This window comes from Ruegeria sp. CE8 (assembly GCF_056537465.1).
In genome coordinates this window covers 49,028-72,886 of the sequence record NZ_JBQFRP010000006.1, presented here as the reverse complement: position 1 = coordinate 72,886, position 23,859 = coordinate 49,028, and the positions used below count along the sequence as shown (strand labels likewise).

25 protein-coding genes are annotated in these 23,859 nt (G+C 60.0%); 14 read left to right on the top strand and 11 right to left on the bottom strand.

Features of this window, described 5'->3' with window-relative positions; translation table 11 throughout:
• Positions 1 to 93 precede the first annotated feature (93 nt).
• On the top strand, positions 94 to 849 hold the full coding sequence (locus ACR0AA_RS11805) for a hydroxypyruvate isomerase family protein (RefSeq protein WP_480664916.1): 756 nt from the start codon (positions 94 to 96) through the stop codon (positions 847 to 849).
• A gap of 62 nt (positions 850 to 911) precedes the next feature.
• Positions 912 to 1,142 (top strand): DUF2798 domain-containing protein, encoded by a 231-nt coding sequence (locus ACR0AA_RS11800; RefSeq protein WP_480664915.1) that lies wholly within the window; start codon positions 912 to 914, stop codon positions 1,140 to 1,142.
• Positions 1,143 to 1,185: 43 nt separating this feature from the next.
• Here the strand turns inward: ACR0AA_RS11800 and polA are convergent, their stop codons facing one another.
• Positions 1,186 to 3,987 carry a DNA polymerase I gene (polA, locus tag ACR0AA_RS11795; RefSeq protein ID WP_480664914.1) on the bottom strand — a complete coding sequence of 934 codons (2,802 nt, stop codon included), beginning with the start codon at positions 3,985 to 3,987 and terminating at the stop codon, positions 1,186 to 1,188.
• 27 nt (positions 3,988 to 4,014) lie between these two features.
• Here polA and ACR0AA_RS11790 point away from each other — a divergent pair, with 27 nt between their 5' ends.
• On the top strand, positions 4,015 to 4,506 hold the full coding sequence (locus ACR0AA_RS11790; protein ID WP_480664913.1) for a hypothetical protein: 492 nt from the start codon (positions 4,015 to 4,017) through the stop codon (positions 4,504 to 4,506).
• A 7-nt stretch (positions 4,507 to 4,513) separates the two neighbouring features.
• Here ACR0AA_RS11790 and ACR0AA_RS11785 read toward each other — a convergent pair whose 3' ends face one another.
• On the bottom strand, positions 4,514 to 4,690 hold the full coding sequence (locus tag ACR0AA_RS11785; RefSeq protein WP_480664912.1) for a zinc-finger domain-containing protein: 177 nt from the start codon (positions 4,688 to 4,690) through the stop codon (positions 4,514 to 4,516).
• An 87-nt stretch (positions 4,691 to 4,777) separates the two neighbouring features.
• On the opposite strand from ACR0AA_RS11785, the gene ACR0AA_RS11780 reads away from it, so the two are divergent.
• Entirely contained in the window at positions 4,778 to 5,770 is a 993-nt protein-coding gene (locus ACR0AA_RS11780; RefSeq protein WP_480756173.1) for an ABC transporter ATP-binding protein, read from the top strand.
• On the opposite strand, the gene ACR0AA_RS11775 is transcribed toward ACR0AA_RS11780, so the two are convergent.
• The gene (locus ACR0AA_RS11775) at positions 5,767 to 6,231 is read right to left on the bottom strand and encodes a DUF1203 domain-containing protein (RefSeq protein ID WP_480664911.1); all 465 of its coding nucleotides are present in this window, start codon (positions 6,229 to 6,231) and stop codon (positions 5,767 to 5,769) included. The two genes, ACR0AA_RS11780 and ACR0AA_RS11775, sit on opposite strands and share 4 nt — an antisense overlap.
• A 109-nt stretch (positions 6,232 to 6,340) precedes the next feature.
• On the opposite strand from ACR0AA_RS11775, the gene ACR0AA_RS11770 reads away from it, so the two are divergent.
• From ACR0AA_RS11770 to ACR0AA_RS11760, 3 genes are all read left to right on the top strand, one after another.
• Positions 6,341 to 9,259, top strand: a complete 2,919-nt coding sequence (locus ACR0AA_RS11770; RefSeq protein ID WP_480664910.1) for an error-prone DNA polymerase — start codon at positions 6,341 to 6,343, stop codon at positions 9,257 to 9,259.
• Between the two features lie 48 nt (positions 9,260 to 9,307).
• A complete protein-coding gene (locus tag ACR0AA_RS11765; RefSeq protein WP_480664909.1) occupies positions 9,308 to 9,721 on the top strand; it encodes a group III truncated hemoglobin in 414 nt (137 codons plus the stop codon).
• A gap of 147 nt (positions 9,722 to 9,868) precedes the next feature.
• Positions 9,869 to 10,825: a DMT family transporter gene (locus tag ACR0AA_RS11760; RefSeq protein ID WP_480664908.1), complete on the top strand. Its 957-nt coding sequence runs from the start codon at positions 9,869 to 9,871 to the stop codon at positions 10,823 to 10,825.
• Positions 10,826 to 10,888: 63 nt separating this feature from the next.
• Here the strand turns inward: ACR0AA_RS11760 and ACR0AA_RS11755 are convergent, their stop codons facing one another.
• Complete coding sequence (locus tag ACR0AA_RS11755) at positions 10,889 to 12,001, bottom strand: S-(hydroxymethyl)glutathione dehydrogenase/class III alcohol dehydrogenase (protein ID WP_480664907.1); 1,113 nt, start codon at positions 11,999 to 12,001, stop codon at positions 10,889 to 10,891.
• Between the two features lie 130 nt (positions 12,002 to 12,131).
• On the opposite strand from ACR0AA_RS11755, the gene ACR0AA_RS11750 reads away from it, so the two are divergent.
• Together ACR0AA_RS11750 and ACR0AA_RS11745 are read left to right on the top strand one after the other, a co-directional pair.
• Positions 12,132 to 12,419, top strand: coding sequence for an I78 family peptidase inhibitor (locus ACR0AA_RS11750; protein WP_480664906.1), 288 nt, complete (start codon positions 12,132 to 12,134; stop codon positions 12,417 to 12,419).
• A 61-nt stretch (positions 12,420 to 12,480) separates the two neighbouring features.
• On the top strand, positions 12,481 to 14,133 hold the full coding sequence (locus ACR0AA_RS11745) for a DUF6504 family protein (protein WP_480756120.1): 1,653 nt from the start codon (positions 12,481 to 12,483) through the stop codon (positions 14,131 to 14,133).
• Between the two features lie 16 nt (positions 14,134 to 14,149).
• Here ACR0AA_RS11745 and ACR0AA_RS11740 read toward each other — a convergent pair whose 3' ends face one another.
• Complete coding sequence (locus tag ACR0AA_RS11740) at positions 14,150 to 14,875, bottom strand: SDR family NAD(P)-dependent oxidoreductase (RefSeq protein WP_480756119.1); 726 nt, start codon at positions 14,873 to 14,875, stop codon at positions 14,150 to 14,152.
• A gap of 229 nt (positions 14,876 to 15,104) precedes the next feature.
• On the opposite strand from ACR0AA_RS11740, the gene ACR0AA_RS11735 reads away from it, so the two are divergent.
• Genes ACR0AA_RS11735 through ACR0AA_RS11715 form a run of 5 tightly spaced genes read left to right on the top strand, consistent with a single transcriptional unit; the run spans position 15,105 to position 19,311 of the window.
• Complete coding sequence (locus tag ACR0AA_RS11735) at positions 15,105 to 16,436, top strand: NAD(P)/FAD-dependent oxidoreductase (RefSeq protein ID WP_480756118.1); 1,332 nt, start codon at positions 15,105 to 15,107, stop codon at positions 16,434 to 16,436.
• Entirely contained in the window at positions 16,390 to 16,935 is a 546-nt protein-coding gene (locus ACR0AA_RS11730) for a hypothetical protein (protein ID WP_480664902.1), read from the top strand. Before ACR0AA_RS11735 ends, ACR0AA_RS11730 begins: the two co-directional genes overlap by 47 nt.
• Positions 16,935 to 18,158 carry an MFS transporter gene (locus ACR0AA_RS11725; RefSeq protein ID WP_480756117.1) on the top strand — a complete coding sequence of 408 codons (1,224 nt, stop codon included), beginning with the start codon at positions 16,935 to 16,937 and terminating at the stop codon, positions 18,156 to 18,158. The genes ACR0AA_RS11730 and ACR0AA_RS11725 overlap by 1 nt, the downstream gene beginning before the upstream one ends.
• Positions 18,155 to 18,772, top strand: a complete 618-nt coding sequence (locus ACR0AA_RS11720; RefSeq protein WP_480756116.1) for a DUF3833 domain-containing protein — start codon at positions 18,155 to 18,157, stop codon at positions 18,770 to 18,772. Before ACR0AA_RS11725 ends, ACR0AA_RS11720 begins: the two co-directional genes overlap by 4 nt.
• Positions 18,769 to 19,311, top strand: coding sequence for a DUF3833 domain-containing protein (locus ACR0AA_RS11715; protein WP_480756115.1), 543 nt, complete (start codon positions 18,769 to 18,771; stop codon positions 19,309 to 19,311). The genes ACR0AA_RS11720 and ACR0AA_RS11715 overlap by 4 nt, the downstream gene beginning before the upstream one ends.
• A 61-nt stretch (positions 19,312 to 19,372) precedes the next feature.
• On the opposite strand, the gene ACR0AA_RS11710 is transcribed toward ACR0AA_RS11715, so the two are convergent.
• The 6 genes from ACR0AA_RS11710 to ACR0AA_RS11685 all read right to left on the bottom strand — a co-directional run bounded on the left by ACR0AA_RS11710 (position 19,373) and on the right by ACR0AA_RS11685 (position 23,772).
• Positions 19,373 to 20,419, bottom strand: a complete 1,047-nt coding sequence (locus ACR0AA_RS11710; RefSeq protein ID WP_480756114.1) for a porin — start codon at positions 20,417 to 20,419, stop codon at positions 19,373 to 19,375.
• Between the two features lie 382 nt (positions 20,420 to 20,801).
• The gene (locus ACR0AA_RS11705) at positions 20,802 to 21,947 is read right to left on the bottom strand and encodes an energy transducer TonB family protein (RefSeq protein WP_480756113.1); all 1,146 of its coding nucleotides are present in this window, start codon (positions 21,945 to 21,947) and stop codon (positions 20,802 to 20,804) included.
• Positions 21,944 to 22,321, bottom strand: a complete 378-nt coding sequence (locus ACR0AA_RS11700) for an ExbD/TolR family protein (RefSeq protein ID WP_480756112.1) — start codon at positions 22,319 to 22,321, stop codon at positions 21,944 to 21,946. The genes ACR0AA_RS11705 and ACR0AA_RS11700 overlap by 4 nt, the downstream gene beginning before the upstream one ends.
• The gene (locus ACR0AA_RS11695; protein WP_480664895.1) at positions 22,318 to 22,644 is read right to left on the bottom strand and encodes an ExbD/TolR family protein; all 327 of its coding nucleotides are present in this window, start codon (positions 22,642 to 22,644) and stop codon (positions 22,318 to 22,320) included. Before ACR0AA_RS11695 ends, ACR0AA_RS11700 begins: the two co-directional genes overlap by 4 nt.
• 31 nt (positions 22,645 to 22,675) lie before the next feature.
• Complete coding sequence (locus ACR0AA_RS11690) at positions 22,676 to 23,341, bottom strand: MotA/TolQ/ExbB proton channel family protein (RefSeq protein WP_480756111.1); 666 nt, start codon at positions 23,339 to 23,341, stop codon at positions 22,676 to 22,678.
• On the bottom strand, positions 23,338 to 23,772 hold the full coding sequence (locus tag ACR0AA_RS11685; protein ID WP_480664893.1) for a hypothetical protein: 435 nt from the start codon (positions 23,770 to 23,772) through the stop codon (positions 23,338 to 23,340). The genes ACR0AA_RS11690 and ACR0AA_RS11685 overlap by 4 nt, the downstream gene beginning before the upstream one ends.
• Positions 23,773 to 23,859: the final 87 nt, after the last annotated feature.

Genomic DNA, 23,859 nt, shown 5'->3' with positions numbered 1-23,859 from the left:
CTGGTCGAATTTCGACAAACTGTCGTTTTCAGTCTCTTTCGCTGAAATTGGCTCGCGGATAAGGTCGGCCCATCAGCTATCCAAAGGCCACCAATGCCAAAATTCGCAGCGAATATATCCCTGCTCTTTGCCGAACTTCCCTATCTGGACCGGTTTCAGGCCGCAGCAGATGCCGGGTTCAAGGCTGTCGAGATACTGTTCCCCTACGATCTGGCCGCCAAAGAAACACGCCGCGCCTTGCTGGCCAGCGGGCTCGATCTGGTTCTGATCAATGCGCCGCCGCCCAATTACACGGGCGGCGACCCCGGCTATGCCGCCATCCCCGGTGGCGAGGCAAGGTTTCAATCAGATATCCGCCGCGTTCTGCGATATGCCGACGTCCTGCGCCCTGAACTGATCCACATCATGTCAGGCTATTCCGCTGGGCCGGATGCCTTTGACTGCATGGTGCGGAACCTGCAATGGGCAGCCGACCAGGCACCCCAGCAGCAATTCACGATTGAACCGCTCAACCCCGTGTCGCAGCCCGGCTACTACCTGAACGACTATGAATTGGCGGCGCAGGTATTGGACCGGGTGGATCGCCCTAATGTCGGCCTGCAATTTGACAGTTTCCACGCCCATATGATCCACGGCAATGCGCAGGCGATCTGGGATCGTTTTCACCCTCGGGTCGTCCACGCCCAGATCGGTGCGGCCCCGGATCGCAGCGAACCGGGACGCGGTCCGACGGATTTCGCTAGCCTGTTCACCGCGATGGATGCCGCAGGCTATGCCGGTTGGGTCAGCGCCGAATACACGCCCTCAACGCCACGCACACCTGACAGTTTTGGCTGGATGCGGGTCTAGCTCTGGCCTTTTGATTGAAAATACAGCACATCGGGAACGTCTCGACACTCAGGATGCCCAAAATGATTTCTGCCCGTTATGCCCGCGCCGTGTTCAGCCTGATCATGTCCGGCCTGATGTCCTGCATCGTGACCGGCATCGCGACCGTGAAAGCCATTGGATTTGGCCCCGACACCCTCGGTGACTGGATGGCGTCCTGGGCCTTCAGCTGGCCCATCGCCTTCTCCGTCATCCTGCTGTTTGGCCCATCCGTGCAACGGCTGGTCGACCGCATGGTCAGTCCACAGGACTGACCCGCTGCGAAGAGGCCTCGCCGGGCCTGATGAGCAGCGCGCCTTAGTGCGCCTCGGCCCAGTTGGCACCTTTTCCGGCATCCACGCTCAGCTTCACATCCAGCTTCACCGCCGGGTCAGAAGCGCCTTCCATGACGCCTCGCGCCACGTCGATCACCTGATCCACCGCATCTCCGGCTACTTCGAACAACAATTCGTCATGCACCTGCAGCAGCATCTTTGCAGGCAACCCGTTGATGGCATCCGGCATCCGTACCATCGCGCGTCGGATCACATCCGCCGCCGTGCCCTGTATCGGCGCGTTGATCGCCGCCCTGCGCGAGAACCCTGCATGCGGTCCCTTGGCGTTGATCTCTGGCGTGTGGATTTTCCGCCCGAACAGCGTCTGCACATAGCCATGCTCTTTGGCAAATGCGACCGTGTCATCCATGTATTTCCGAATGCCCGGGAAGCGTTCGAAATAGCGGTCAATAAAGCCCTGCGCTTCGGCCCGAGGGATGCGCAGGTTGCGCGCCAGGCCAAAGCCGGAAATGCCATAGATCACACCAAAGTTGATCGCTTTGGCCTGACGGCGGATATCCGGCGTCATCTCGTCCAGCGGGACGTCGAACATCTCGGACGCGGTCATGGCGTGAATGTCCAGCCCATCGGCAAACGCCTGTTTCAAAGCCGGGATATCCGCAATATGCGCAAGAATCCGCAGCTCGATCTGGCTGTAGTCCAGACTGACCAGCACGTTCCCCGGTTCGGCAATGAACGCCTCGCGAATGCGCCGCCCTTCCTCGGTGCGCACCGGGATGTTCTGCAGGTTCGGATCGGTCGAAGCCAGACGACCCGTATTGGCTCCGGTAATGGAGTAAGACGTATGCACGCGCCCGGTATCGGGGTTGATATGGGTCTGCAACGCATCGGTGTAGGTCGATTTCAACTTGGACAGCTGCCGCCAGTCCAGCACCCGGCGCGGCAACTCATGCTCGGTCGCCAGATCCTCTAGGATATCCGCACCGGTCGAATACTTGCCGGTCTTGCCCTTCTTGCCACCTTCCAGACCCATCTTGTCGAACAGGATCTCACCCAGCTGCGCAGGCGAACCGACGTTGAAATTCTCACCAGCCAATTCGTGGATTTCAGCCTCTAATCCAGCCATTTTCTGCGCAAATGCGTTGGACATGCGGCTCAGTACATCGCGGTCGACCTTGATACCGTGCATTTCCATCTCGGCCAGAACCGGCACCAGCGGACGTTCGAGCGTCTCATACACCGTCGTCACCTGCACTTGATGCAGCTGCGGCTTGAACAGCTTCCACAAACGCAAAGTGATGTCGGCATCTTCGGCCGCATAGGCAGTCGCCACGTCAATCGGAACCTTGTCGAAGGTGATGGCGGATTTGCCTGTTCCCAGCAGCGGTTTGATCGGGATCGGCGTATGGCTCAGATACCGCTCGGACAGCGTGTCCATACCGTGACCATGCTCACCGCCGTGCATCGCGTAGGACATAAGCATCGTGTCGTCGATCGGCGCAACAGACACCCCGTAACGCTTAAATATCTTGGCGTCATACTTCATGTTCTGCCCGATCTTCAGGATCGACGGATCCTCGAACATCGGTTTCAGCAGCGTTAGAGCCTCATCCAACGGCATCTGCCCTTCGGCCAGCGCATCCGAGCCGAACAGGTCATCCACCGCTCCATCGCGGTGGGTCAGAGGGATATAGCAGGCTTCACCCGGCTCAACGGACAACGAAATACCCACCAGATCGGCGATCATTTCGTTCAGACCGGTGGTTTCGGTATCAACCGCCACCCAGCCGCGCTCATAGGCCTGATCGACCCATTTCTGCAACGCCGCCGCATCCCGCACGCATTCATATTTAGACGCGTCGAACGGGGTCGCCTCAGCCTCGGGTTCGGCAACAGCGGCGGGCGCTTCAGGAATGACCGGTGTCTCAACGCCCAGCTTGTCAGCGATCCGTTTGGTCAGGGTGCGGAACTCCATCTCGGCCAGAAAGTTCATCAAGGTTTCCGGCTCGGGATCTTTCACCTCAAGGTCATCCAGCGTGAAATCCAGCGGCGTGTTCTCATCCAGCTGCACAAGCTTTTTCGACAGCTCGATCTGATCGCGCTTTTCTATCAGGGTCTGGCGACGCTTGGGCTGCTTGATCTCTTCCGCGCGGTTCAGCAGCGTTTCCAGATCACCATATTCATTGATCAACAAGGCCGCCGTTTTGACCCCAATCCCCGGCGCACCAGGCACGTTATCCACGCTGTCCCCGGCCAGTGCCTGTACGTCCACAACGCGTTCCGGCCCGACGCCGAACTTCTCGAACACCCCATCGCGGTCGATGCGCTTGTTCTTCATCGCATCCAGCATCTCGACCCCGTCACCGACCAGCTGCATCAGGTCCTTGTCTGAACTGACGATGGTAACACGCCCGCCCGCCTCACGCGCCTGAACGGCCAGAGTTGCAATGATGTCGTCGGCCTCGTAGCCTTCCAGCTCTTTACAGGCGATGTTGAACGCTTTGGTCGCCTCGCGGGTCAGCGGCATCTGCGGGCGCAGATCCTCGGGCATCGCCTCGCGGTTGGCTTTGTAGAGGTCATACAGATCATTGCGGAAAGTGTGCGAGCCCTTGTCAAAGATCACCGCCACATGAGTCGGCGCATCCGGCCCCTCGTTCCCTTCGACATATTTCTGCAGCATGTTGCAGAAGCCCGAAACGGCCCCAATCGGCAGGCCATCCGATTTCCGCGTCAGCGGTGGCAGAGCGTGATAGGCCCGAAAAATAAAGGCCGATCCATCGATCAGATGCAGGTGGCACCCTTTTCCGAATTCGCTCTTGCTCATGCTGGTGCGCCTCATAAGATCATGATCATGGTCAATCTGCACGTTTTATCGGTCATCGCGCCCGCAACCGCAATCACTCTCGTGGCAACAACCGTATCGGCAGGCCCGAAACTGCCATCCGACTGCGTTGGCGCACATAGCAGCACCTCTAACTGCGCGCCGATTCTGGCTTGTTTGGGCGACAATGGGATTTACTTCACCGGACGTGCCATAGGGTGGGGAAGCGGCACGCACGCCGGACGCACCAGTGCCGATTTCGCGTGCAATGGCGAGTGGACGGCAAAAGGAAGCTTCGGTTTCGGCGAAGCCACGATCGAATGCGACAATGGCTTGACCGGGCGCGCCTTTTTCACCTACCAGCACCCGCAAACCGGCACGGCCAGCGGTTTAGGCAAGCTTAGCAATGGTGAATCGTTTCGCGTTTGGTCCGGTGCCAATGTCGATCAGTTCCTGATCAACAAGTACGGCGACGTCGATGCAGGTGCGCTCTGTCAGAGTTTTTCCAAACCCGGTGCCTGACGGGCGATCAACCCTGCTCTGAACCCTTCAGAACATATTTGCAGTCGCAATAGGGGCACTCGACCCAACCGGCATCCTCGGGGATCTGCAACCAGACACGCGGATGGCCCAATGAACCCTCGCCACCGTCACAGGCGACACGGGCGGTTTCGACGATCTTGATTTCCGGCGCTTCGATGGTCACGGCTGGCGATCCTTCACTGGTTGTCGGCCTCGCGGGCATGCATTAGGTGCGTTTATGAGCGATGAGCAAACCGGGAGCAAGAGCCACATGGCAGATGCGGCAATCAGGATCGAAGGACTGCGCAAGATCTATCGTGGTGGCAAAGGTCAGCCCGAGAAGCATGCGCTGAAGGGCATCGATCTGACCATTCCGCGCGGGTCGGTTTTTGGCCTGCTGGGTCCGAATGGGGCTGGCAAGTCGACTCTGATCAACATCCTGGCCGGTCTGGTGGTGAAATCGGCGGGCAGCGTTTCGATCTGGGGTTTCGATCAGGACCGAAATCCGCGCCAATCCCGCGCTTCGATTGGGGTCATGCCGCAGGAACTGAACCTTGACCCGTTCTTTACCCCGCGCGGCGCGCTGGAGGTTCAGGCAGGACTTTATGGCGTGCCTAAAGCGCAACGCCGCAGCGACAAAATCCTTGAACTGGTCGGGCTCAGCGACAAGGCCGAGGCCTATGCCCGCACCCTGTCGGGCGGCATGCGCCGGCGCTTGCTATTGGCCAAAGCGCTGGTGCATCACCCCAAAATTCTGGTGCTGGATGAACCCACCGCGGGCGTGGATATCGAGCTGCGTCAGATGCTCTGGACCAATGTGCGCAAGCTGAACGAACAGGGTATGACCATCATCCTGACCACCCACTACCTGGAAGAAGCGCAGGAGATGTGCGATGAAGTCGCCATCATCAACAACGGTGAAAAGGTGACGCAGGACAGCACCAGCAACCTGCTGTCCCGCATGGATAGCCGCACGATGGTCATTGTTCCCGACGGCCCCGTTTCCGATCTGCCCGCCACCGACGGCGTCGAGGCCGCCCTGCGCGACGATGGCAACCTTGTGTTGCAATACCGCAGCACCCTGACCAGTGCCGAGCGGGTTCTGGAAGCTGTGCGGGCTGCCAACATCCGCATTCGCGACGTCCGCACCGAAGAAGCGGATCTTGAGGATGTATTCCTCGAACTGACCTCCAGCCGTGCCGAAGACCTCCCGGCGGGTGATCAGGATCAGCCGCACCGGGGGATGCATCGGGTCAAGCTTTAGACGCGATCAATCCGGGCCTGATAGCAGTTGTTCCGCGCAGACCGAACGTGGATGTAGGCGACGTCGGAGCGGGCAAATATGTCCCGGACCGCCGCGCCGATCTGATCCTTAGGCGTTATTGAACCGGTGCCATACACGATCCGGTCATCCGCGCCATAGCCCTTGACCAGATAGTCCGGTGAGGTGGTCAGAACCTCAGGCATCGCGCCACCCTCATACCGGTCGCATGGCTTGGCACACAGAAAGATCGGGCCGGTTTCGGCATAAGGATGTGACTCTAAAAAGGGCCGATGCGCCAGTATCAGCATCTCAGCGCCTTCGGGGATATTCTGCAGACAATGGCGGCAGGGATTGCCTGCACCTTTCGAAACGGCGCGCTCGGGTGCCGCGCCATAAGCATCCGGGCCGCCCGCCTGCAGTGCGCGCACCTCTTCTGTGGGTAGTGCAGTGATCTTGAACATCTCAGGTCTCCTTTTTCGTGACCATGCCCATGTGTCCCGGCCCGCGCGACCCGTTTCCTGCGGAAAGGACTCGAAAAAGAACAAAACGTGAATATAATATGGAATCGCCATGTATGCCGAGCTATCGATCACGTCGAATTTCACCTTTCTCACCGGGGCGTCCCACCCCGAGGAGTATATGGAGCGTGCTGTCACCCTCGGTCTGCCCTCTATCGCCATCGCCGATGACAACTCGGTCGCCGGCATCGTCCGCGCCCATACGCAGGGGCGCGAAATCGCCCGCAAGGTGCGCGAACGGTTGGAGTGGGAGGCACAGAACACGTCGATTGGCCCGCCCTGCCCCGATCACATCCCCAAACCGCCATCCTATCCGATCCACGCGGTGCCCCGCCTGATCCCGGCGGCAAGGCTGATCTTCACCGATGCGCCCACTGTCACTGCCCTGCCCCTAAACCGGCAGGGCTGGGGCAATCTGTGCCGTATCTTGTCGGCGGGCCGTCTGCGCGCCGAAAAAGGCGACTGCATCCTGCACCTGTCAGACCTGCTGGAGTTCTCCGACGGCCTTCACCTGCTGCTCTGGCCACAAGCGGATCGGTCCCAGGGCGGCGCGAGTGTGTGGCGGACACAGGCGCAACAGCTGACGCGCCGCTTTTCCGGGCGGATGCATCTGTTGATGCACCCCCGGTATGATGGCGCAGATAGCACATATTTCTCCGTGTTAGAGACTAAATCAAAACAGCTCGGCATCCCCACCCTCGCCAGCGCCACGCCGATTATGCATCACGGGAGCCGCCGTAAACTGGCCGATGTGGTGACCGCCATCCGCCTGCGCCGTAAGGTCGACGATCTGGGCCGCGACGCACTGGCCAATGGCGAACAGCGCCTGCGATCCGAGATCGAGATGCTGCGGATATTCAAAAACCATGAGGGGGCCGTCGCCCGCGCGCATGAGCTCAGCGAACAGCTCACATTCTCGCTGGACGAGCTGCGTTATGAATATCCCAGCGAAGGCAGTGAACAGGAAACCCCGACCCAGCGCCTGCATCGGCTGGCGCATGAAGGGTTGAAATGGCGCTATCCGGCGGGCGCGTCCGAGAAAGCAAAAAAGATGCTGGCGCATGAGCTCACCTTGATCGGTAAGCTGAAATACGAACCCTATTTCCTGACCGTCCGCGACATCGTCCATTTCGCCCGCTCCCGCAGTATCCTCTGCCAGGGGCGCGGCTCGGCAGCCAATTCGGTGGTCTGTTTCTGTCTCGGCATCACCGAGGTCAGCCCCGAGATGGGCACGATGGTCTTTGAACGCTTTGTATCCGAGGCACGGGATGAACCACCCGATATCGATGTAGATTTCGAACATGAACGCCGCGAGGAAGTAATCCAGCACATCTATGACCGCTATGGCCGCGAACGCGCGGGTCTCTGCGCTACAGTTGTGCACTACCGCGGCAAGCGCGCCATCCGCGAGGTCGGCCGCGCTATGGGGCTAACCGAAGACACAATCTCGGCCCTCTCCTCGCAACTTTGGGGCTTCTTCTCGGCCTCTGGTCTTGAAGCCCAGCGCATGCGTGAAATCGGCCTTGATCCAGAGGACCGGAGGTTAAAGCAGACTCTAATGCTGGTCTATGAGATCGACGGCTTCCCCCGGCATCTGTCTCAGCATGTCGGCGGCTTCATCATCACCGAGGGGCGTTTGGACGAGCTTGTCCCCATTGAAAACGCCACGATGGAGGACCGTACGGTCATCTGCTGGGACAAGGACGATATCGACTCTCTGGGCATCCTCAAGGTCGATGTCCTCAGCCTTGGGATGTTGACCTGCATCCGCAAGGCGTTCGACCTGATCGGCCAGCACCACCAGACCAGCTATACGCTGGCCACCCTGCCGCCTGAGGACCCGGTGGTCTATGACATGCTGTGCAAGGCGGACAGTGTCGGTGTATTCCAGGTGGAATCACGGGCGCAGATGAACTTCCTGCCCCGCATGCGGCCCCGCAATTTCTATGATCTGGTGATCGAGGTCGCCATCATCCGCCCCGGCCCCATTCAGGGCGACATGGTCCACCCCTATATCCGCCGCCGGAACGGAGAGGAGGAGGTCAGCTTCCCCTCGGACGAGCTGGGTGAGGTATTGGGAAAGACGCTGGGCGTGCCCCTGTTTCAGGAACAGGCCATGCAGATCGCCATCGTCGGCGCGGGGTTCACCCCGGAACAGGCCGACCGGCTGCGGCGATCGCTGGCAACCTTCAAGAAGCATGGGTCCGTCAGCGAGTTCCGCGCGCTGTTCCTGCGCGGTATGAAGCGCAACGGATACGAGGATGACTTTGCCGAGCGCTGTTTTTCTCAGATCGAAGGCTTCGGCTCCTACGGTTTCCCCGAAAGTCACGCAGCCAGCTTTGCGCTGCTGGTCTATGCCTCGGCCTGGATCAAATGCCACCACCCGGGCATCTTCGCTTGCGCCCTGCTGAACTCGCAGCCCATGGGGTTCTACGCCCCGGCCCAGATCGTGCGCGATGCTCGCGAACACAGCGTGCAGGTGCGTCCGGTCTGCATCAATGCCAGCTTCTGGGACAATGTGATGGAGCCAGACGGCCAGGGCGGGCTGGCCCTGCGGCTGGGCTTTCGTCAGATCAAGGGGCTGAGCGAAGAGGACGCCAGCTGGCTGACCGCCGCGCGCGGAAACGGCTACCACCAGGTTGACGACGTCTGGCGCCGCGCGGGCCTTGGCCCCTCGGTGATCGAGCGTCTGGCCGAGGCCGATGCCTTTGCCGCCTGCGGCCTGACCCGGCGCGAGGCATTGTGGCAGGCCAAAGCGATTGCCACCACCAAACCGCTGCCGCTGTTCTCGCAGGATCTGGAGGGCGAGGCGCTAGACGAACCCCAAGCCTATTTGCCGAAAATGACATTGGGCGAGCAGGTGGTCGAGGATTACGTCGCCACCCGCCTCAGCCTCAAGGCGCATCCGGTGGCCCTGCTGCGGCATATTCTGACGCCCGGGCAGCGCGACAAAACCACGCCTGTTGCCTGACGCCTGAACCGGGTATCCGCCCAGAACAGAGTCGAAATCAGGCCCGAAATGACCAGACCAACCCTACCACCGCGCTTTCCCGCAACGCCAGACCAGATCAACGCGCAGGTCCGCGCGTTTTACGCCCGTGTTCGAGACGACGCGATACTGGGGCCTGTCTTCAACAAACACGTCACCGACTGGCCCGCGCATGAGGAAAAGATCGCCGCCTTCTGGCGCAATGCGATCCTGTTCGAGCGCAGCTATGACGGCAATCCGCAACGCGTTCATATCGAACGTCCCGATGTAAAGCCCGAATTCTTCGCCCACTGGCTGGACCTGTTCGAAGAAGTCGCGACCCAGACCCTGCCGCCCGAGACCGCCACGCCATGGGTCGCTTTGGCCCGGCGTATCGGTGTGGGGATGAAGGCCGGTGTGCAATCGGCGCGCCAACCCAAGGATGCTCCGCCGATCCTGCGATGAACCCGCATCATAGCGGCCATGCGATGTTAGCGGTAAATTAGGGGCTATGCGCCCCGCCAAAATCGGTTTACTCAAAGGCAAGCCAGCCGCAGCGCCCGCGATGTGGTGGCACGTCACAACACCGACACATCACCCGAGGCCGCACCGATGAGCACTCAGAACTCCACCCTCCGGGGACTTGGCTATGCATTTGTGGGCTTTGCGGTCTTTGCCAGTCATGACGCGCTGATCAAGACGCTGGGTGCCACCTATTCGGTGATGCAAATCATCTTTTTCGCCACGCTGTTTTCCTTTGTGCCGATGGCGGTTTCCATGCTGGCCGACCGGACGCCCAGCAACTTCCGCCCGCACCATCCCTGGCTGGTGATGTTGCGCTCGGCCCTTGTGGTCACTGCCATGTCCTGTGCGTTTTATGCCTTTTCGGTCCTGCCACTGGCCGAAGTCTATTCGCTGCTGTTCTCATTTCCCCTGATCGTCACCGTTCTGTCGATACCGATATTGGGCGAAGTCGTGCGAGTTCAGCGATGGGCGGCTGTCGGCGTCGGCCTGATCGGCGTCCTGATCGTGCTGCGCCCCGGCACGACTGAGATCACTCTGGGCCATCTGGCCGCGCTGACGGCTGCGTTCTGCAGTGCGTTCGGGTCGGTTCTGGTACGCAAGATCGGGAATGAGGAGCGATCCGCTGTCCTGATCCTCTATCCGATGCTTCTGGCCATCGTCGTCATGAGCGCCGCGCAACCCGCCGTGTACCAACCCCCGTCCCTACTGCATCTGGCTATGATGGCCCTGGTCGGCCTGTTCTCCGTCATCGCCCAACATCTGATCATCCTGGCCTATCGCGCGGCACCTGCCGGTGTTGTCGCCCCCAGCCAGTACAGCCAGATCATCTGGGCCACGATCTTTGGTATGGTTTTCTTTGGCGAACGCCCGGATGTCTGGGTCGCGGTGGGTGCAAGTATCATTATCGCGTCGGGCGTTTTTGTCGTTTGGCGCGAAAGCCGGACGAACGTATCCCCCAACAAACCGGTTCTGCGCGTGCGCTCGCCCCGGGTCGATACTGGTGCATCGGCAAGACCCAACCGAAATACGGACGCCGAAAACTAAAACGGCGCGCTCAAGAAAGCGCGCCGATCAATTCGTTTTCAGTTTTTTAGAGCCTGTTTCCGGTCAGTAAACGACCACAGACCGGATGCTTTCGCCCCGATGCATCAGGTCAAAGCCGTGGTTGATGTCATCCAGACCCATGGTGTGAGTAATCATCGGATCGATCTCGATCTTACCTTCCATGTACCAGTCAACGATCTTGGGCACGTCGGTCCGGCCACGCGCGCCGCCGAACGCGGTGCCGCGCCATGACCGGCCGGTAACCAGCTGGAACGGACGGGTCGAGATTTCAGCGCCGGCAGGTGCCACGCCGATGATGATCGACTCACCCCAACCCTTATGCGCCGATTCCAGTGCGTCGCGCATCACGCCGACATTGCCGGTGGCGTCGAACGTATAGTCTGCTCCGCCTTTGGTTAGGTTGACCAGATAGGGAACCAAATCGCCTTCGACCTCTTTCGGGTTCACGAAATCGGTCATCCCGAACTTGGTGGCCATTTCGACCTTCGATGGGTTCAGGTCGACACCAACGATCTGATCTGCTCCGGCCAGACGCAGGCCCTGGATCACGTTCAGGCCGATGCCGCCCAGACCGAACACGATAGCGCGGCTACCGATCTCGACCTTGGCGGTGTTGATCACCGCACCGATACCGGTGGTCACGCCGCAACCGATATAGCAGATCTTGTCGAACGGCGCGTCCTCACGCACCTTTGCCAACGCGATTTCAGGCAGAACCGTATGGTTAGAGAAGGTCGAGCAGCCCATGTAGTGCAGGATCGGATCGCCATCCAGTGTCGAGAAACGTGAAGTGCCGTCGGGCATCAGGCCCTTGCCCTGCGTTTCGCGGATCGCCTGACACAGGTTGGTCTTGGGGTGCAGACAGTATTCACACTCGCGGCATTCCGGGGTGTAGAGCGGGATCACGTGATCGCCGGGCTTCAGGCTTGTTACGCCCGGACCGACCTCGACCACGACGCCTGCGCCTTCATGGCCCAGAATGGCCGGGAACAGGCCTTCGGGGTCGGCACCCGACAGGGTGAACTCATCGGTGTGGCAAATGCCGGTGGCTTTGATCTCGACCAGAACCTCGCCCGCCTTGGGGCCTTCGAGGTTCACATCCATCACTTCCAAAGGTTTGCCCGCCTGAACGGCGACGGCGGCACGGGTACGCATGGTCGTTGTCTCCCTGTCTTATTTGCCCCGACCCTGCGTCAATTGCAGGGCGTTTTCAACTGCGCTTTGGTGACAGGTTGGCTAATTGTTTGATATTGCAGTAACGACATTGTCAGAAGGAGAAACGCCAATGTATCGTTTTATTCCAGCGCTAGTCCTGCTGGCAGCCTGCGCCGAGACAACCGCGCCTGTGGAAACGCCGACTTCGACGGACGCCGCCCCTGTTGATCTGGCCTTTTGTCAGGGCGAGGCTTTTGCGGATTCCATTGGCCAGCCGGTTTCGACCATTCAGGCCCAGCTGCCCGAACGGTCGCGCGTTCTGGGCCCGGATGACATTGCCACACAGGATTACCGCATTGACCGTCTGAACGTTTATGTGACCGGGTCTGGGATCATTCAGCGCCTGACCTGCGGGTAAGCGTGGACTCGGGCGCTGATTCTGCGATAAGAACAAAATGGGAACACTTTGATGTCTGCCGATGCCCAAACGCCGAATACTCTCGCTCTGGTTTCCCCGTCTGGGGGCTGAACGGCTGGTCCGCGCTGCGCGGGGCCTGCAGGATGGGCCTTTGGCCGTGGTGGCCGAGCAGTCGAACATGCAGGTCGTCACCTCTCTGAACGCCGAAGCGCAGGCCGCCGGTCTGCGCGTGGGTCAGCCGGTGCGGGACGCTCATGCGATGTGCGCCACCTTGGTGACACGCCCGCGTAACGCCCCGGCTGAGGCCGCGTTCCTGACCGCTTTGCGCCGTTGGGCGGGCAAGTTCAGCCCCTGGGTGGCCGAGGAATCGCCGGATGGCCTGATCGTTGACCTGTCGGGCTGTGCCCATCTGTTCGGTGGCGAAGAGGCCTTGCTGAGCGTCCTTGAAACCGACTGCGCCGATATGGGGCTTAGCGTGCAGATGGGCATCGCGGACACGCTGGGGGCCGCATGGGCACTGGCGCGCTATGCGGGACAAGAGGCCACATCCGACCGCAACGGCGACGCCATCAGCCAGGAGGCCCGCGCCACCCGCGCCCGGGCGGGAAAGCGACGGCACTGGACCAAAGGCGGGGCTGCGCCGCAGGTGATGGCCCTGGGTGGTGGCGCGCGGATCGCAGCACCAGGGCAATCCTATGGCGCGCTGAGCCCCCTGCCCATCGCAGCGCTGCGGCTTGAGGATCAGATCGTGGCGCAGCTGAACCGCCTGGGTCTGCGCCGGATCGGCGATCTGCTGGGCCAGCCGCGCGCCAGTTTGGCGCGGCGGTTCGGGCGGGGGCTGGTGCTGCGGCTGGATCAGGCGATGGGCAGCGCACCCGAGCCGGTTTCACCCGCCCGTCCGCCGCATCACTTTGCGGTGCGGATGACCCTGCCCAACCCGATTGGACTGACCGAAGATGTGATGGCCGCCATCGACCGGGTACTGCCAACACTCTGCGCCAAGCTGGAAGAGAAAGGACGCGGGGTGCGAACTTTGCGGCTCGAGGCGCATCGCGCCGACCAGGCGGCTGAGATTGTCGAGGTTGGTCTGGCACGTCCAACCTATGACAAATACCGCATTCGGCCTTTGTTAGAGATGAAAATCGACAAGATCGATGCAGGCTATGGCATCGATATGATACGCCTTGAAGCCGTGCAGACCGAACCCATCCACGCCCGCACCATGGCCGGTCATGCCGAGGCCGGCCGCGCCGTACGTGACCGGTTGGCGGGCAATACGGCCGTGGATGACCTGATCGGCAAACTGGGTGCGCGGGTGGGGTTGGAAGCAATCACAAGGCGTCACCCGGCGGCCTCTCATATCCCCGAGAAAACGGCGCAGACACTGGCCGCTGCGTGGTCGGAACCCGCGCGCGACTGGCCTGCCCCGCCGCGTCCACGCCCCTTGCAAATGTGGCAACCCGAGCCGGTGATGGCACCGGAAACTCCGGATGTTCCAACCGCCTTTCGCTGGCGCGGGCGCGACTGGCAACTGGCGCAGGCCACCGGCCCGGAACGCATCGCACCGGAATGGTGGCTGGACGACCCCAACTGGCGCAGCGGTGTGCGCGATTACTGGGTGGTGGTGACCGAACAGGGTGAGCGTCTCTGGCTGTTCTACGGCCATGGCGGCACCATGTCGGCTGGCTGGTTTTGTCAGGGGCAGTTTGGCTAGATCACCAAATTAGAGTCTATTTTCCGCGATAAACCAGAAAATCCGGCAGGTAGTCCAGCAACCGGATCACCCAGGAAAAAGGTACCGGAAAATCGGTGCGGAAGCGGCGGCGCGACATTGCCTTGACCACCCGATCCGCTGCATCCTCAGGCGTCATCAGCATCGGCATCTTGAAATTGTTCTTCTCGGTCAGGCGCGTCTTGATGAACCCCGGATTGACGATGCGCACCGTCACCCCGGTGCCCGCCAGATCGAACCGCATCGTCTCGGCCAGAGAAACCAGCGCCGCCTTGCTGGCCGCGTAGCCCACCGCCGCAGGAAGACCGCGATAGCCGGACAGAGACCCGATCAGAGTGATATCCCCTTGGCCTGCACGCACGAACCTGCGCACCGTCTCGCCGAGAACCCGCAGCGCGCCGACATAATTCACATCCGTCATCGCCAAAACGGCCTCCGTATCCCAATCGCCCGTGCGCATCGGCTCATAAGCGCCGGCGTTGTAGACCAGCCCGTCGACCTCTCCGGCCTCAACCGCGGCACGACGCACCGAATCCAGATCGGTCACATCGCAGGGAACGGCCTCTGCATGGGGCAGGGCCGCACAGATCTCGGCCAGACGGTCGGTATTGCGGGCCGACAGGATCAGGGTGGCACCCTGACGGCTCAATGCCTCGGCCAAAGCCCGGCCCAGCCCTTCGCTGGCGCCGATAATCCAATAGGTTTTTCCCTCAAAACTGCTCATGCTCTGGTCATCCGGAATGTCGGGGACCACCGGCCCGGGACATGGGTTGCGTCGATTTCGTCATGCTAAGGAGTTTACGGAGCGGCGACAAAGACGGATCACGTCAACGCACAAGAAAATCAGGCCAGACCGCACAATCTAGGGCAGTTGCAAAAATAATCCAACGTGATTGATCCGCATTCGAACCTGCTGCGTAATCCTCTGTAAAATGTCGCACTAAGAGGATCACATGTTCGACGAACCACGGGGCGTACGTAAGAAAATCGCAATAGTAGGTGCAGGCATTTCCGGTCTATCCGCAGCATACTACCTTTCAGAAGACCACGACGTAACGGTGTATGAGGCCGAACCGAGGCTTGGTGGTCACGCCCGAACAGTGATGGCTGGCAAGAACGGGGATCAACCAGTCGATACCGGTTTCATCGTGTTCAACTATGCCACCTACCCGAACCTCACCAGATTGTTCGACGAACTGAACGTACCCGTTATCAAAAGCGAAATGAGTTTTGGGGCCACGATCGACAATGGCCGCATCGAGTATGGGTTAAACAACCTGCGCACCCTGACAGCGCAAAAGCGCAATCTGGCGCGCCCGGCATACTATAAAATGATCGCAGATATTCTGCGGTTCGGGAAAGAAGCCCCCGAAGCGGCCAAGGATGACGATACCACCATTGGTGAGTTGATCGACGAATTGCGATTGGGTCACTGGTTCCGTCACAACTACCTGATGCCCATGTGCGGGGCCATCTGGTCGACACCAGTCGAGTTCATTGATCGCTTTCCGGCGCGTTCTCTGGTGCAGTTCTTCCGAAATCACGCCTTGCTGGCCGGAGACCGCTCGAAACAGCATCAGTGGTGGACGGTCAAAGGCGGCAGTATCGAATATGTTCGCCGGATTGAGTCCGCCTTGCGCGCACGCGGCAGCGAAATCCGCGTTGCCTCGCCAGTACGGCACATTCAGCGTGACGAGCTTGGGGTCACGGTACACAGCGATGGGCAGGTCGACCTGTATGACGAAATTATCCTCGCCACCCATTCTGACCAGTCGCTGGCCATTTTGGGCGATAGCGCAACGGCCGAGGAGAGATCAGCGCTTGGCGCAATCAAGTATCAGCCTAACAAAGCCGTTTTGCATTGCGACCCGGGCCAGATGCCAAAACGACGCGCCTGTTGGTCTAGCTGGACCTATCGCTCGCAGGCCGGGAATGTCGGGGTAACCTATTGGATGAATCGGTTGCAGAACATTCCGGACTCGGACCCGATGTTTGTGACGCTGAATGTCGCGGCAGACATCCCCAAGGATAAGATCTACGACGAGGTCGAGTTTGCGCATCCGGTATTCGATCAGGCAGCCCTGAAGGCACAAGGGCAAATTCGCGGAATGCAGGGACAAAACAGAACGTGGTTTGCCGGCGCATATAACCGGCACGGTTTTCACGAAGACGGGATTGCCAGCGCGATGCACATTGTCGAGCGGTTGAAAGGCACCCCGCAAACCATCGGAGCTGACAATGGCAATCTTGAAAAAGACCCGGCCATCCCTGTCCCGGCCGAATAAAGGAACATGGCGCGCGGCGCTTGTGTCACTGACCTTGCTGGCCCCTGGCGGGCTGGCGGCATCAACGGTGACGAACCAGCTGCCCAACGCTGAGCTTCGGGGAACAGCGACCTTTCGCTACTTGGGCCTGCCGATCTATGACGCAAAGCTCTACACGCCAGCAGGTGCGCCGTTCAGCTGGAATGAGGATTTCGGGCTGCAACTGACCTACCGAAAAAACCTGAAACAGAAGGCGCTGGTTGAATCGACGCTCGATGAGATGGCGCGGCAGGGCAATAGTGGACCAACACAGGCACAGCTGGAGCAATGCTTTCAGGCCGTCGGCAAAGGCGACAGCTATCTCGCCATCTCGGAAGGGCCAAACAAGGTCGGGTTCTGGCGCAACGGGCGCAAGGCCTGCACTCTGACCCACCCGGGCGTGAAAAAGTCGTTCATGTCGATCTTCCTCGGTAACAACACCAGATCCGCAAGCTTTACGCGGCAACTGAAGGGTCGGTGATGCTGTATCCCCGGGTCAGCCTCTATGCGCTGATGCTCGCAGCGGCGGGTATACCGCTTTATATTCATTTGCCGCGCTTTGCTTCGGTCAACCTTGGCATCAGCCTCGGGGTGCTGGGGACGGTTTTGCTGGTGATACGGTTGGTCGATCTGGTGCAGGACCCGCTGATTGGCTGGGCAATCGATCGCTGGCCGGGTGGCCAGTTATTGTTTGCTTTTGCGGCGTCGCTTGGGCTGGCAGTCGGCTTTCCCCTGCTCTTCTCTCTGTCAGAGGGTGCAAGCGTGACGTCGCTGATCCTCATCCTGATCCTGCTGTTCTCCGCCTACAGTCTGGGGACCATCTTGCTGTATGGGCGCAGTGCGACTCTGGCCAAGACACCTGATGCAAAGGAACTGATGACGCTGGCCGCCTTCCGCGAGGGCGGACAATTGACAGGTGTTGTCATCGCCGCCAGCGCGCCTGCCTTGCTCGTCGCTTTGGGAGCCGGAGCGCAGGGTTATCCCGCCTTCGGGCTGTTCCTTGGCGTGCTTGCCATCGTGACCATCGTTCTGACATACCCGATGTGGCGGCGTACGCCGATCACGGGTGAGGGCCTGTCCTTTTCGGGCCTCGGTCAGGCCGGAGCGCTACGCCTGCTGGTGCTGGCTTTGGTGAACAGCCTGCCGGTCGCCATCACTTCAACCCTGTTCCTGTTCTTTGTCGAGGACAGGCTGCAATTGCCGGGCAAAGCCGGTCCTCTGCTGATCCTGTTCTTCCTCAGCGCCGGGGCCAGCGTGCCGCTTTGGGCCAAGCTCAGTAATCGAATTGGCCCGAAACGGACTCTGATAATCGCCATGCCGCTGTCGATTGCCAGCTTCATCGGGGCAGCAATGTTGCCTGCCGGTGAACTGCTGGGCTTTGCTGTAATCTGCCTCGCTTCAGGTGCCGCACTTGGGGCCGACATGGTCGTCCTGCCGGCCATGTTTTCGGTCGTTCTGACGCGCGCGGGCCTGAATGCTTCGGCCGCATTCGGCATCTGGTCTTTTGCCGGCAAGCTGGGCCTTGCGCTCGCCGCCTTTTTCACTCTGCCCCTGCTTGAACGCAGCGGCTTCAACCCCGGACAGTCAAATTCCGCACAGGCGCTGGAAACACTCAACCTGGCTTATGCGGTACTGCCCTGCATCCTGAAACTCGGCGCGTTCGGAATGGTTCTGACGCTGCCCACTGAGGTCACAGCCAAATGACGATCACATTGATCATACTGCTCGCCATCCTCGCCCTGCTTGCGGCCAAAGGCCGGTTCTTAAGCTTCCGGTCCCAGTCCCCCAAGGATTACGCCGGGACGGGTCCCGCGTTTCGTATGAAAGAAACCCTGAACGGAGAGATCCTGTCCGAGGGTCTGATCTATGGCCCAAACGGCAAGGTGACGAACAGCTTTGTCGCCCGAATGGTCGGGGAATGGGACGGTAACTCCGGCACGTTGGCCGAGTATTTCACCTATTCCAACGGCAAACAGATGACGCGCAAATGGTACCTGACGCTGGGCACCGGCAACACGTTCACTGCCATGGCCGACGACATTGTGGGCGAAGGTCAGGGGACGATATCAGGCTCGACCGTCAAACTGTCCTACCGGATCATTCTGCCCGAAGACGCCGGTCGCCACACGCTGGACGTCACCGATTGGATGTACCTCACCGAAAACGGTGTGATCATGAACCGTTCGGAAATGCGCAAATGGGGCATCAAGGCAGCCGAGCTGGTCGCCACCATGCGGCCCGCGCCTGAAGTAAAAAAAGCGCACCTGAACGGCGCGAACAGATATGACGCGGATGCTGAACAGAGGCCGTTGCAATGATCTCGCGCCGGGTTCTGATTTCAACGATTGCCATCGCCGGGCTTGCCGCTCTGGCCGCCTGTTCGGCCAAGCCGCGGGTTCCCAAAACCTTTCTGTCTGACAGGCAACTGAACCTCGAAGAGTTCTTTGAGGGCAAAACCGTGGCCTATGGTCAGTTTCAGGACGTATTGGGCAACGTACCGCGCCGCTTTACGGTCGACATCGACGGCGCCTGGGACGGCGAAACCCTGACCCTTGTCGAGGACTTCGTCTATGATGACGGAGCGACCGAGCAACGCATCTGGACCCTGACCAAAACGGGCGAGAATACGTGGACCGGCACAGCCCCAGGCGTTCTGGGCACCGCCACCGGGATTGAACGGGGCGATACATTCAACTGGAAATACAAGATCGACCTGCCGGTCAAGGACGGCACCATGCGGGTCAATTTCGATGACTGGATGTGGCTGCTGGAGGATGACCGCCTGCTGAATCGGGCCTATGTCTCGCGCTACGGCGTACGGCTGGGAGAAGTTATTCTGTTCTTCGAAAAGAAGTGAGCAACCAACAAAAAAGGGCAGGTCCGAAGACCTGCCCTTAAACTTTACGGTTCAGATCAACTTAGAAGTTGAACTGCGCACCGAAGTCAGCACGGATTTTGCCGTCTGCGTCTCCGACTTTTTCTTCACCGATACCACCGCGCAGCGATGCACCGCCGCCCAGGTCGTAGATGGCGCCGATACCGATGTTGCGGGTATCATTGTCCGCCGAACCGTCACCGTAGGCGAACTGCAGCGTGGTTGCCGCGCCGATGTTGTAGGCTGCCGACAGACCATATGCGGTGCCGTTTTCGGCATTGTTGACAACGTCATCGTCCGCTACAAACAGGGTACCCGAGAAGTCACCCCATTCGCCGCCCAGGGTCAGAACGGTCAGCGACTGCTTTTCGCTGCTGCTGTTCACGTTCGCCTTGGTCTGACCGTAGGCCAGAGCAGCGGTGATGTTGTTGAAGGTGTAGGTTGCGCTGACGTCCCAGCGGTCTGCATCCTGCGGAGCGCCATCAAATGCGATGGTTGCTTGGTCGTAGGACGCGCCGAAGGCGAAGTCGCCGACTGCGTACTGGAAGAACACAGCGTTTGCGCCCGAACCGGTCGAGGTGTACTCGAGGAACTCATAGTCGACGCCCGAGTACTGACCCAGGAACTCTTCCAGGCCCGGCTCGTTGCCGAAGTAGTTTTCCATGTTGTCGAACGAACCGGCGACGTTGCCGGCGTCAACACGCAGACCACCGTAGATGACCGAGAAGCGTGCGCCGTTCAGGCCAGCGCGGTTCTGTTCACCGTTACCGGAATCTTCGTCAGCTTGCAGACGCACACGCGCCTGGAACTCTACGCCGCCATCGGTTTCGGCAGTACCATCAATGTTCAGACGGAAACGCGAGACCAGGATGGTGCTGTCGGTTTTGACGGATGCAGTTGCGTTCGGATCGGCAACGCCGTTGTTTCCGCGAACAACTTCACCGTTCACAGTGGTGAAGGCCGGAACCGAGCCCGAGCGGTCTTCTTCGTAGCCAATACCAAAACGGCCATAACCGCTGAAGCGAACTTCAGCTGCCGCAACGCTTGCAGTTGCGATCAACGCGGTCGATGCAATGAGAAGTTTTTTCATGGTAAACCCATAAGTTTTGAGAGGAGTGCAGCCGCCAAAGCGACTGCTGGCCTACTCGGACAATTTCCGAGCGCACGCAATGGTTTCGCAGCATTTCTCTGGGGCCGAGGCAGTTTTTTGTTGCATCTTTGCAAATGCAGAAAGCGACCGGCGGCCCAATTCCCCGAGTAAATACGTGTGTTTTCGCAGTCAGCCGGGTTTCGTTACAAAGATTTGATCACAGAAATGCAACGATGCCCCTTTAAATGCCAATAAACCGACATGTCGGCAATTGAGACTTCCCAAGGCGTGTGACCAGACATCGCCAGAACGCGGATTCGGGCGGATTTTCGCCTAAAACAGCTATTTTGAAGTGCAAATGGGAAAACGGCGCACGCGCTATTCAATTGCTTGTGTAGAAGAAGGACAGCTTGCGACTGACACCTCCGGGCGGCAGCGGGAACGGCGATGCCGCCTGCACCTGCGCGCGGGCGGCACGATCGACTTCGGACGATCCGGAACTGTCCACGATGTCGACCCAGGCCAGTGTTCCGTCAGGGTTGATCTCGAAAAAGACCTTAGCAAATCCCCGGGCGGACACGAAAACCACGGGCGCTCTGTTCAGATGAACCAACACCCTGCCTGCATAATTTGTGGTGTCCGAATTTCCGGGGCCGCGCCCACCGGAACGGCTGCCGCTGTTGCCCGATGTAAAGGCATCCAATCCTTCGCGCCTGTAGGCGTAAAGCGGCGATTCAATTTCCTCCGGGAACGCCAATTCGCTGAAATCACGCGAACCGCTCAGCACCCCTTGCCGCTCTGGCGTTGGTCGCCTGTCCGGAACCCGAGGACGGATCGACGACGTTACAGCCAGCTCTGATCCCTCGTCGGCAGTGTCGGAATCAGGCGCAGGTTCGGCCGGTGCGACGGAGGCGTCGGGATCGATGGCCTCGGTTTCCAGCGGAACGACAGGAATAGCGGCTTCGGGCGAGGGCGTGACCGGCAGCGCCGCAAGCTCTTGCGGCTCGAGGGGCACTGGCTGAACCTCGGTTGCGACCTCGGGCAGGGGTGTGTCAGCGTCCGGATTTCCCTCTGGAATTTCAGTCGCGGTCTCCGTTTCCGGCGGAGGGGTTTCGTCCACGGCTTCGCTGGCCGAAGCATCCCCCTCCGAAGTGTTGTCGGTGTCCACCGCATCCGGCTCGACTGGCTCAGTTGCGACCGGCTCGACAATTTCGGCCTCACCAATATCCGGTGCAGATACCTGTTGCGGGTTATCAGATGCCACGAGGGCTTCGCTGACCGGGATTTCGGGCGTTTCGGGCGGCGTTTCCAATGGCGGTTCCGGTGCTTCAGCCGGTTCGGGCTCAACAGGATCCGCGACGACATCAGCAATATCCTCGAACGTTGTGCTCAGCTCAATCGCGTCGGGGGCGCTGCTGCCCGGCAAGTCTTTGGACAGCCGCGGGCCAGTGTAGCTCAGACCCATGAGGTGCAGGATCAGCGACACCAGAATAGCCGCTGCTGCGATGATGGCCGACGTCCGGATCATTCCAGAGCTTTCTCAGTCACTACCAGGACCGACGTGGCGCCAAGACGCCGCAAGGCGCCGGTCACTTCGATCAGCCGGGGGCCGGGGGCCTGCCGGTCGGGAACAATGCGCACGGCTTCCGATCTGCGCCCCAGCATGTGGGTCTCGGGGTCGGTCGGAATACCTTGAAACGTCAGCGTTCCGTCCTTGTGCAGAACCAGCGCATTCGGCGGTTCGCGCCCTTCAAGTTCCGACGTGTTCACCAGTTCAAGATCAGGGTCCAGCGGCGGGGCCAGCGTGCCGGTGATCAGAAAAAAGATCAGCATCAGAAACACGACATTGATCAGAGCAATCGTCGAGTCACGTTTGCGTTTGGGGCGACGATACTTGATCATTCCAGCACCAGAACGCTGAGCCCGTCCCGCCCGCGCAGCCGCACAAGCAGGTCGATTACACGTTGGGCCGTTGTGTCGGGGTCCAGACTGACCAGAACCTGCCCGGTCTCCAATTGGGCTTCCAGATCATTCAGAGTAACGGCCTGTCCATTCAGAACCAGCCGTTCCGGTCCCAACTGAACGAACAGCCGCTCGGAACGTGCCCCTGAAGCAGCGCCACCGCCCACTGCGTTGCTCAATTCGATCTCGCCGTATTTCGAAAAAGTCGAGGACAGCATGAAGAACAGCAACAGCAAGAAAATCACGTCGATGAGCGGAGTCATCGACATAGGACGCCGGACAAAGGGGGCTGGGTTACGCATGTCCTTGCGCGGTCACCATTGTTGAGGCGTCTTCGGCCTGCGGAACCGCCTGCCCCGGCACCAGAATCGTCCGTAGCGCCTTGTCCGCAAACACCCGCTCGCGCGCCGTGCGGCTTTCGAACCAGGACAGAACCATCGAGGTCGGCATTGCCACCGCCAAGCCCACGGCCGTTGTCATCAGCGCCACCCAGATCCCCCCCGCAAGCAGCGAGGGATCAACCGAAGATCCCGCCGCCTGCAGGCTTCGGAATGCTTCGATCATGCCGAGAACCGTGCCAAACAATCCCAGCAAGGGTGCAAGCTGTGCCACCGTGTCCAACAACCGGAAACCGCGTTCAAGCCCGGCAAGCGCAAGGCCGGCCTCGGCGTCCAGCCTCTGGTCCAGACCGGGCGTATCCGGAGCCTCCATCGCGACCTGAACAAGGGGGGCAAGGTAGCTGTGGCTTTTGGCCAGCCGCGCACGAGCGGTTTGCGGATCACCTGCGTCCCAGGCCACAAGCGCCTGCGACAGCACCCGGTGACGCCCAACGCCCGAGGCCGCGAACTGCCAGAGTTTGTAAAGCGTGACCGCGACGGTCACGACCGACATCGCGATCAGGATCGCAACGACAGGCCCACCAAGATCAAGAATTTCTCGCAGCGCTTCCAAGGGGCTCATCCGATCAACTCCACTTCTGTCCGGCTTTTTAGCTTCAGGGCTTTGTGACAGACCAGACTGTCCGCTTCGGCTACGGTACAGGCATTTGCACCGTTGAAAAGAACCTTCCCGACCGTGTTACAGGCGATGCCTGGCAGATCGAACTGGCGCACACGCAGGCGGCCTTCTGGCAGGTCGCGAAAATTAAATAGCGTAAGTCGGACAACACCGCCTGACGTATCAAAAATAACCGCCTCATAGCTGGCAACGTCGATGGCCGAGCCGGTCCCGTTTTCGACGACAAAGGTCAGCCGACAGGCCTGTTCGACATCCTGTACCGTATTCAGTTCAACAAGAAGACCAGACGGGGCAGCCTCTTCAGACTGCGCAAGCGCGGAAAATGGCAATAAGCAAACACATAATGCGGCAAGGGCCGGACGGAGAAAGAACATTGACGCGCTCCCGATTGTTCAACACGGACATCAAGGGCCGGCGAAGCTCCGCTGGCGTTCAGCTACACATAGTAAATGCAGGAAACA

Excerpts from the sequence above, each read along its gene's own strand:
- ACR0AA_RS11805 (WP_480664916.1), top strand. The coding sequence starts at position 94 with ATGCCAAAATTCGCAGCGAATATATCCCTGCTCTTTGCCGAACTTCCC.
- ACR0AA_RS11800 (WP_480664915.1), top strand. The coding sequence starts at position 912 with ATGATTTCTGCCCGTTATGCCCGCGCCGTGTTCAGCCTGATCATGTCC.
- polA (WP_480664914.1), bottom strand. The coding sequence starts at position 3,987 with ATGAGCAAGAGCGAATTCGGAAAAGGGTGCCACCTGCATCTGATCGAT.
- ACR0AA_RS11790 (WP_480664913.1), top strand. The coding sequence starts at position 4,015 with ATGGTCAATCTGCACGTTTTATCGGTCATCGCGCCCGCAACCGCAATC.
- ACR0AA_RS11780 (WP_480756173.1), top strand. The coding sequence starts at position 4,778 with ATGGCAGATGCGGCAATCAGGATCGAAGGACTGCGCAAGATCTATCGT.
- ACR0AA_RS11775 (WP_480664911.1), bottom strand. The coding sequence starts at position 6,231 with ATGTTCAAGATCACTGCACTACCCACAGAAGAGGTGCGCGCACTGCAG.
- ACR0AA_RS11770 (WP_480664910.1), top strand. The coding sequence starts at position 6,341 with ATGTATGCCGAGCTATCGATCACGTCGAATTTCACCTTTCTCACCGGG.
- ACR0AA_RS11765 (WP_480664909.1), top strand. The coding sequence starts at position 9,308 with ATGACCAGACCAACCCTACCACCGCGCTTTCCCGCAACGCCAGACCAG.
- ACR0AA_RS11760 (WP_480664908.1), top strand. The coding sequence starts at position 9,869 with ATGAGCACTCAGAACTCCACCCTCCGGGGACTTGGCTATGCATTTGTG.
- ACR0AA_RS11755 (WP_480664907.1), bottom strand. The coding sequence starts at position 12,001 with ATGCGTACCCGTGCCGCCGTCGCCGTTCAGGCGGGCAAACCTTTGGAA.
- ACR0AA_RS11750 (WP_480664906.1), top strand. The coding sequence starts at position 12,132 with ATGTATCGTTTTATTCCAGCGCTAGTCCTGCTGGCAGCCTGCGCCGAG.
- ACR0AA_RS11745 (WP_480756120.1), top strand. The coding sequence starts at position 12,481 with ATGCCCAAACGCCGAATACTCTCGCTCTGGTTTCCCCGTCTGGGGGCT.
- ACR0AA_RS11740 (WP_480756119.1), bottom strand. The coding sequence starts at position 14,875 with ATGAGCAGTTTTGAGGGAAAAACCTATTGGATTATCGGCGCCAGCGAA.
- ACR0AA_RS11735 (WP_480756118.1), top strand. The coding sequence starts at position 15,105 with ATGTTCGACGAACCACGGGGCGTACGTAAGAAAATCGCAATAGTAGGT.
- ACR0AA_RS11730 (WP_480664902.1), top strand. The coding sequence starts at position 16,390 with ATGGCAATCTTGAAAAAGACCCGGCCATCCCTGTCCCGGCCGAATAAA.
- ACR0AA_RS11725 (WP_480756117.1), top strand. The coding sequence starts at position 16,935 with ATGCTGTATCCCCGGGTCAGCCTCTATGCGCTGATGCTCGCAGCGGCG.
- ACR0AA_RS11720 (WP_480756116.1), top strand. The coding sequence starts at position 18,155 with ATGACGATCACATTGATCATACTGCTCGCCATCCTCGCCCTGCTTGCG.
- ACR0AA_RS11715 (WP_480756115.1), top strand. The coding sequence starts at position 18,769 with ATGATCTCGCGCCGGGTTCTGATTTCAACGATTGCCATCGCCGGGCTT.
- ACR0AA_RS11710 (WP_480756114.1), bottom strand. The coding sequence starts at position 20,419 with ATGAAAAAACTTCTCATTGCATCGACCGCGTTGATCGCAACTGCAAGC.
- ACR0AA_RS11705 (WP_480756113.1), bottom strand. The coding sequence starts at position 21,947 with ATGATCCGGACGTCGGCCATCATCGCAGCAGCGGCTATTCTGGTGTCG.
- ACR0AA_RS11700 (WP_480756112.1), bottom strand. The coding sequence starts at position 22,321 with ATGATCAAGTATCGTCGCCCCAAACGCAAACGTGACTCGACGATTGCT.
- ACR0AA_RS11695 (WP_480664895.1), bottom strand. The coding sequence starts at position 22,644 with ATGACTCCGCTCATCGACGTGATTTTCTTGCTGTTGCTGTTCTTCATG.
- ACR0AA_RS11690 (WP_480756111.1), bottom strand. The coding sequence starts at position 23,341 with ATGAGCCCCTTGGAAGCGCTGCGAGAAATTCTTGATCTTGGTGGGCCT.
- ACR0AA_RS11685 (WP_480664893.1), bottom strand. The coding sequence starts at position 23,772 with ATGTTCTTTCTCCGTCCGGCCCTTGCCGCATTATGTGTTTGCTTATTG.